The following is a 7,034-nucleotide window of genomic DNA, read 5'->3' as shown; positions in this document are numbered from 1 at the left end:
AGCCATACCCGACGAGCCCAAGACATCCACCAGCTACAATGCCGGCCCCTCAATCATCGACAGGCGTCAGACCCGCGAAGAATCAGGGTTAGTACTGACGTCGGTGACCCAATACCGTCCCTCACTGTCGGCGGTGATCGAGTGAGGGGAACGAAACCGTCCCGCTCCCCAAGTCCGGCGCACCGTGCCGTCGCGCGGGTTCAGCACGACGACCGTGTCCGTGTCGATGACCGCGTCGTAGGCGAACGCGGTGCCCGCCCGGTGCAGCAGAGCTATCTCCCCGGTAGGCCCCACCGTGATGCCGGTACCGATGCGCGCCGTGGCAGGTAGCTGTCCCCACGGCCGTAACAGCCGGTCCTCGGGGATGGCGCCCACCGCAGGATCGCTGACCGTGGCCGCTGAGGGCGGATCGCCCCAGAGTGTGGCGCCGGCGGCGGTGAGCAGACCAAGACAACTACCGGTCAGCACGGCGCGGCGCGACAGTTGGGGGCGGGTCGAGCGTTTCGACGGCGGTTGCGATGACATGGTTTCACCTTGCCCATGCGCTCTATCAAGATCAATCAGGTGTTCCCCGGACCGAATCGCTCAGGTGTTACCCGCACGAATCCTGAGCACCTCATCAGGGCACGGGCGTCCCGGTCCGGGTTTTTGGGCACCTCACCGCGCGGCCGACCCACCCTGCCGGAGGAACGGGGTACAGTCGCTCACCAGACACAAACATCGCACCGCCTACTGCCGGTGGCTCTAACCCGACGGATTTGTCGAAGGCTCCGGTCAAGCCACGGTGACCAGGCCGGCCTCGTGGGCGGCAATGACCAGTTGGACCCGATCTCTGGCGGCCAGCTTGCTGAGCAGGCGGGTGACGTAGGCTTTTACGGTTGCCTGGCTCAGCACAAGCTCGTCGGCGATTTCGGAGTTGGACCGCCCGCGTCCCACCAGCGTGAGTACCTCCCGTTCCCGGTCGGTGAGCCGGGGGAGCTGCCGGCGGGTGGCAGCGGGCGCGGCCCGGGTGTCGACGAAGTGCTTGATCAGGCGTCGGGTGACACTGGGAGCAAGGTGGCCGTCGCCGTGTGCGACGGCGCGGACGCCATCGAGGATGTCCTCCAGAGGCATGTCCTTGACCAGGAATCCGGCGGCACCCGCCCGCAACGCCCCGAACACATGATCGTCTTCATCGAAGGTGGTCAGAACGAGTACACGCGTCTGGGGGGCCAGCGTGGCGATTTGAACCGTGGCTTCGACGCCTCCCATGCCGGGCATCCGTAGATCCATCAGGACGACGTCCGGTCTCACCGACCCTGCCCTACCGCGCGTGGATGCGCATCGCCGATATCGAGTTCGGAAGCCAGCCGTATCTGTGGACGACATCCGGCGCATGGACGGTCTACGCTGTCTGGGCTGTTCTCGCCACCATCCTCACGGTGGTTGTCGCGCAGCGCCGGGACCCCTGAGTTCGTTGGATCGGGTGCTCGATCGACCACGAAAGGCCGTCTCGTACGACGACCCCCCAGCCGTCAGCGACTGGGTGTCCGGGAGCGCCTTCGAGCCGGAGCGGGACGTTTTGGCCGGAGCCGTGGCCGGTCAGCGTGCTCGACCGTACGGGTGGGCCACGAGCACCGGGCAGTGGGCGTGCTGCACCAGAGACTGGCTGACCGAGCCGAGCAGCATCCCGGTGAATCCGCCTCGCCCTCGGCTCCCCACGACTATCAGGGCAGCGTCCCGACTTGCCTCGATCAGTGCCTGGTCCGGCTTCTCCGCCTGCAGCTGTCGGGCGGTCACGGCCAGCCCCGGGTGGCTGCCGCGGGCCGCCGCCACCGCGGTGTCGAGCACCTCCGCGGCGTCGGTCGCACCGGGGGCGTGGACATGTACCAGCACCAGCTCGGTCTGCTGCCGGGTGGCCTCGTCGGCGGCCTGCCCGACCGCCACCTCCGCCGACTCCGACCCGTCCACCGCGACCAGCACCGGCCCGTCCACCGCGACGGGTGCTTCGGTAGGTCGGACCACCAGCACCGGGCTGTGCGCGTGCGCGGTGACCTGCGAACCGACCGAGCCGAGCAGCAGCCCGGCGAAGCCGCCGTGACCCCGGCTACCCACCACGACCAGCTCCGCCCGGCGGGACTCCTCAACCAGCGTGGCGCCCGGCCCGCCGGCGACCTGCCGTACCTGGACGGTCAGCCCGGGCCAGCGGTCGGCTAGGTCGGCCGCGGCCCGCTCCAGCATCGACTGCGCCTCGTCGTTCGGCTTCGGAATTCCCAACTCGTACGGGTTGATCGGAACCCCGTACCCCGATGGGTGCAGGTAGCCGTGCACCAGGTGCAGCGGTCGCGACCGCTGCACCGCGGTGCGGGCGGCGTGCTCCGCTGCCACCAGGCTCGATGGTGAGCCATCCACCCCTACCACCACGGGCCGGTTCATCAGCACCCCTTTCAGACTCGGTCGGCATATTGTCCCCCGGGCCAGCGTGGCTGACCCGGGGGTTGCGGGCAACGACGTAAACGGGAACCGCCACGTCTACCAGGGCGCGGCGGAAAGCGGTGAGCTGCCGCTCTCACCCGCGCCGGTGCGGCTATTCGGCGGGGTTTCGGACGATGGCCAGTGGGCTGTGCCCGTGATGCAGGACGGCGTGGCTGACCGAGCCGAGCAGCAGCCCGCCGAGGGCACCACGCCCGTGTGCGCCGACGACCACCAGCTGGGCGCTCTTCGATGCCTCCACCAGCACCCGGGCCGGCGAGCCACGTACGACCCGGTGCCGCACCTGCACCTGCGGATACCGTTCGGCGAAGCCGGCGAGCGACTCGGCGAGGGCCCGCTCCTCCTCGCCCTCGACGGCGTCCAGGTCGTAGACCAGGGGCAGGATGTCCCCCGGGCCGACAGGGGTGGGGAAGAGCCAGGCGTGCAGGGCTACCAGCGAAGCGTCCCGGCGGGCCGCTTCCTCGAATGCGAAGGCCACTGCCTCGGTGGACAGCTGCGAACCGTCCACACCCACCACGACCGGACCGTCCGCGCGCGGCTCACCTCGGACGACCAACACCGGGCTCTTCGCGCGGGCGGCGACCTGCACGGTGACCGAGCCGAGTAGCAGCCCGGCGAAGCCGCCCAGACCCCGGTGGCCGAGCACGGTAAGCACCGCCTTCTGTGCCTCCTCGACCAGCACCGGGGTCGGCGCGCCGTCCACCACGACACCGGTGATTCGGAGATCGGGGGAGATCTTGCGGGCCTGTTCCACCGCTTCCCGCACATACTCTTCGGCCTGGTTGCGTAGCCCGGCGGTGACCGGGGCGCCGGGAACCGGGGTCAACGGGGTCCCGGTCAACGGCCAGATGAAGGCGTGCACCACCCGGAGCGGGCGCTGCCGGTACTCCGCCTCGCGCACCGCTACCCGGACCGCGTCCAGCGCGGCGGCGGAACCGTCCACACCCACCACGACCGGGGCTCCGGCGTTGCTTGTCATGTGTCTGCCCTCCTTCGGCTCGTTCACCTTCAGCCTGCCGGGCCGGCGACCGCCCAATCAGGGGCGGTCGGCCCAAGCCCGGGGCCAATGGTCCTTCGCCGGGTGGCCTCGGCCGGAGCTACCATCGCGCGATGCCCAACGATCTGCGCCTGCGCCCCGTACTCGATAGTGACCTGCCGTTCTTCTTCCGCCACCAGCAGGACGTCGAGGCCAACTGGATGGCGGCGTTCGGCCCGGCCGACCCCGCCGACCGCACCGCGTTCGACGCGCACTGGAAGCGGATCCGCGCCGACCCGACGGTGGTGTCGCGGACGGTGGTTGTCGGCGATGAGGTGGTAGGCCACCTGAACGCCTTCCCCGCCGACGGGCGCACCGAGGTCAGCTACTGGATCGATCCAACTCGTTGGGGCCGGGGTTACGCGACCGGTGCGCTCACCGTCCTGCTGGGTGAGCTGACCAACCGGCCGGTGCACGCCCGGGTGGCCAAGGACAATCGTGCCTCCCTCGCCGTGCTGCGCAAGTGTGGCTTCGTCGTCACCGGTGAGGACCAGGGGTACGCCCCCGGGCGCGGCGCCGAGGTCCAGGAATGGATCTTGGAGCTCGCCGGCCCGGACCCAGCACCCGCGCCGAGCTGAGGGACTACCCTCGCCGAGGTGAACTGGCTGGAACTGATCGGCTGGACCGGCTCCGCGGTGTTGGTCTGGTCGCTGCTGCAGACCGCGATTCTCCGGCTGCGCGCCCTGAACCTCGTCGGCTGTGTCGTGCTGATCGGCTACAACGCGGCAGTCGCCGTGTGGCCGATGGTCGGTCTGAACATCGTGCTGGCCGCCATCAATGTGTGGTACCTGCGCGGCATGCTGGCGACCCGCCATGATGCGGCGACCTACGCGGTGGTCGAGGTGGGCGTGGACGACAGGTTCCTGGCACACATGCTGCGGGTGCATGGGGCCGACATTGCCCGCTTCAACCCCGGCTTCACCTGGCACCGAAGCGGGAAGCGGTTCGCGTTCCTGGTCGTCAAGGCCGACGAGGTGGTCGGGGTGGTGCTGGCGCACACGGAACCGGGCGGGGTAGCCCAGGTCGACCTCGACTACGTCACCAAACGGTTTCGGGACTTCACCCCGGGCGAGTTCGTGTACCGGAGCAGCCGGCTCTTCACCGACAAGGGGTTCCGGCAGGTAGTCAGCCCGCCGGGCATGGTCGCCCCCTACTATCATCGGCTCGGCTTCCGCCGGCAGGGCGACACGTACGTGCTGGACCTCCCCGCCGCTGCGTAGCGGGTTCACCGGCTGCTAGCGGGGGGCCGCCGGCTGCGGCTATTCGGTCGTCGCCAGGTTCTGAAGCCGAACCTGGCCGCGTGCCACCAGCCGGTCAGCGTTGTCGGTGATCTCCACCTGCCACAACTGTTGACTGCGGCCGCGGTGGATCGGGGTGCCCACAGCGGTCAACTCACCCGACCGGACCGCCCGCAGAAAGTCGGTCTGATTCGACACGCCGACGACCTGCCCCCGGTCGCCCAGCCAGGTTGCCCCGCCGATACTCGCCGCCGTCTCGACCACCGAGCAGTAGACGCCGCCGTGCTGGATGCCGTACGGCTGGTGTAACTCGGGGCGGACCTGCCAGCGGAGGACCACCCGGTCGGCACTGACCTCGTCGTAGCGAAGCCCCAGCAGCGCCACGAAGCCCCCGGTCAGATCTGGCTCGTCCACGGCGTAGCCCTTCGTCGTTACCGGGCGGTCAGCATAGCGGGCCGGCAATCCCGGTAGTGGTCCCGGCTGGTCGTGCGGGAGAATCGGGGACTGTGACCGACACCAGCCCCCCGCCGTCAGGGCGGGACACACTCTTCGACGATCTACGGTGGCGTGGCCTGATCCAGGACTCCACCGGCCTCGACGAGCTGCGCGCGTTGCTCGAGGGCCCAGGAGCGGCTTTCTATGTGGGCTTCGACCCGACCGCGTCGAGCCTGCACGTCGGTCACCTTATGCAGGTCGTCACCGCCCGGCGGCTCCAGCTCGCCGGTCACCGGCCGCTGCTGCTGGTAGGGGGGGCGACCGGGCAGATCGGTGACCCGAAGGAGAGCGCCGAGCGGGTTCTCAACCCACCCGAGGTGGTGGCCGGATGGGTGGCCCGGATTCGGGACCAGCTGGCCCCCTTCGTGTCGTACCAGGGTGCGAACGCGGCACAGCTGGTCAACAACCTGGACTGGACCGCCGAGATGTCGGTGGTGGAGTTCCTGCGGGACGTCGGCAAGCACTTCCCGATCAACCGGATGCTGGCACGTGAGGTGGTGCGGGCCCGACTGGAGAGCGGGGTCAGCTTCACCGAGTTCAGCTACCAGCTGCTCCAGGCCAACGACTTCTTCGAACTGCACCGACGCCACGGGTGTCAGCTTCAGTTCGGCGGCTCCGACCAGTGGGGCAACATCACCGCTGGTGTCGACTTCGTCCGTCGCCGGGGCGCGGGGCCGGTGGAGGCGTTCACCACGCCGTTGGTCACCAAGTCGGACGGCACGAAGTTCGGCAAGACCGAGGGTGAGGCGATCTGGCTCGACTCGGAACTGACCAGTCCCTACGCGTTCTACCAGTTCTGGGTCAATACGGACGACCGCGACGTCGCCCACTACCTGCGCTACTTCAGCTTCCGTTCCCGGGCCGAGCTGGAGGCCCTGGAGAAGGAGGCGGCGGAGCGACCCGCCGCACGCGTCGCCCAGCGGGCGCTCGCCGAGGAGCTGACCACCCTGGTACACGGCGAGCGGGAAATGGCCCAGGTGGTTGCCGCGAGCCAGGCGCTGTTCGGGCGGGGGTCGCTGGCAGAACTCTCGTCCGCGACCCTTCGTGCCGCCCTGACCGAGGCGGGCCTGGTCCACCTCGACGAGTTGCCCGACGTGGTCGGGTTGCTCAAGGAGTCTGGTCTGGTGCCGAGCAACAAGGAGGCTCGTCGGGTGATCGCCGAGGGGGGTGCCTACCTGAACAACAACCGGGTGTCGTCGACGGACGCGGTCGTCACTCCAGCGGACCTGTTGCACGGTCGATACCTGGTCCTGCGTCGGGGGAAGCGTTCCTTCGCCGGTGTTGAGCTGCGAAAATAGCTAGATCCTGATGATGTGACCGGGGACGCGTCCGGCGGATTTGACGGCAACTCCCTCGGACGCGTAACTTTCTCTCTGCCAGCACGGAACGGACAAAAACGGGGCGGACGCCCCGAGCGGCCGGAGCGCTGGAAGTGACCTTTCGGACTGACCGGGCCGCACGGCTTGGGTGGTCCTCTTGGGCGGTGCCCCAGGTTCGCCGGTAGGCGGATTTGGCGAGGCGAAACCGACCGGGTAAGGTTAGCCGCCGGCAGGAGCCGGGCGCGCTAGTGGGAAACCGCGAGCGGCCGGTCTGCCAAAACCATGACGAAGGCGACGACAGTCGGGGACGTCTTGGTGCCCAAAAGTGGACGAAGTCGACAGATCGCCACAAAGCGGTTTGACACGGCAGAAACCACCGGGTAAAGTAGTAAAAGTGCCTGACGCGAGAGTGGCAGGTGGGAGCGGTTGCCTCTGGAGGGGCCCTGGTGTGGGGTTCTGATGGTGTGTGGTTGT

Annotated in this window: 7 protein-coding genes and 2 pseudogenes; 4 read left to right on the top strand and 5 right to left on the bottom strand. The window is 68.8% G+C overall.

Going from position 1 to position 7,034, the window contains the following annotated elements:
- Positions 1–87: 87 nt before the first annotated feature.
- A pseudogene (locus K228_RS0123435) lies at positions 88–468 on the bottom strand (hypothetical protein); the annotation flags it as partial.
- Between the two features lie 306 nt (positions 469–774).
- Positions 775–1,368 carry a LuxR C-terminal-related transcriptional regulator gene (locus tag K228_RS0123430; protein WP_425414540.1) on the bottom strand — a complete coding sequence of 198 codons (594 nt, stop codon included), beginning with the start codon at positions 1,366–1,368 and terminating at the stop codon, positions 775–777.
- On the opposite strand from K228_RS0123430, the pseudogene K228_RS30495 reads away from it, so the two are divergent.
- Positions 1,302–1,451, top strand: a pseudogene (locus K228_RS30495) (ABC transporter permease); the annotation flags it as partial. The gene K228_RS0123430 and the pseudogene K228_RS30495 overlap by 67 nt on opposite strands.
- 130 nt (positions 1,452–1,581) lie before the next feature.
- Here the strand turns inward: K228_RS30495 and K228_RS0123425 are convergent.
- Positions 1,582–2,421 carry a universal stress protein gene (locus K228_RS0123425; RefSeq protein ID WP_025620575.1) on the bottom strand — a complete coding sequence of 280 codons (840 nt, stop codon included), beginning with the start codon at positions 2,419–2,421 and terminating at the stop codon, positions 1,582–1,584.
- A 145-nt stretch (positions 2,422–2,566) separates the two neighbouring features.
- Positions 2,567–3,451 (bottom strand): universal stress protein, encoded by an 885-nt coding sequence (locus tag K228_RS0123420; protein ID WP_025620574.1) that lies wholly within the window; start codon positions 3,449–3,451, stop codon positions 2,567–2,569.
- Positions 3,452–3,582: 131 nt separating this feature from the next.
- Between K228_RS0123420 and K228_RS0123415 the strand changes: the two genes are divergently transcribed.
- Both K228_RS0123415 and K228_RS0123410 read left to right on the top strand, forming a co-directional pair.
- Positions 3,583–4,086: a GNAT family N-acetyltransferase gene (locus K228_RS0123415; protein ID WP_025620573.1), complete on the top strand. Its 504-nt coding sequence runs from the start codon at positions 3,583–3,585 to the stop codon at positions 4,084–4,086.
- 18 nt (positions 4,087–4,104) lie between these two features.
- Positions 4,105–4,728, top strand: a complete 624-nt coding sequence (locus K228_RS0123410; protein ID WP_025620572.1) for a hypothetical protein — start codon at positions 4,105–4,107, stop codon at positions 4,726–4,728.
- Positions 4,729–4,767: 39 nt separating this feature from the next.
- Here K228_RS0123410 and K228_RS0123405 read toward each other — a convergent pair whose 3' ends face one another.
- On the bottom strand, positions 4,768–5,160 hold the full coding sequence (locus K228_RS0123405) for a PaaI family thioesterase (RefSeq protein ID WP_025620571.1): 393 nt from the start codon (positions 5,158–5,160) through the stop codon (positions 4,768–4,770).
- 92 nt (positions 5,161–5,252) lie between these two features.
- Between K228_RS0123405 and tyrS the strand changes: the two genes are divergently transcribed.
- Positions 5,253–6,539 carry a tyrosine--tRNA ligase gene (gene tyrS, locus K228_RS0123400; RefSeq protein ID WP_025620570.1) on the top strand — a complete coding sequence of 429 codons (1,287 nt, stop codon included), beginning with the start codon at positions 5,253–5,255 and terminating at the stop codon, positions 6,537–6,539.
- Positions 6,540–7,034 lie beyond the last annotated feature (495 nt).

It is taken from the genome of Salinispora cortesiana, assembly GCF_000484695.1.
Lineage (GTDB): Bacteria > Actinomycetota > Actinomycetes > Mycobacteriales > Micromonosporaceae > Micromonospora > Micromonospora cortesiana.
The sequence above is the reverse complement of the archived record's forward strand: the minus strand, read 5'-3'. Positions and strand labels throughout refer to the sequence as shown.

Coding starts and splice junctions, on each gene's coding strand:
- K228_RS0123430 (WP_425414540.1), bottom strand. CDS start 1,368: ATGTCGTCCACAGATACGGCTGGCTTCCGAACTCGATATCGGCGATGC.
- K228_RS0123420 (WP_025620574.1), bottom strand. CDS start 3,451: ATGACAAGCAACGCCGGAGCCCCGGTCGTGGTGGGTGTGGACGGTTCC.
- K228_RS0123415 (WP_025620573.1), top strand. CDS start 3,583: ATGCCCAACGATCTGCGCCTGCGCCCCGTACTCGATAGTGACCTGCCG.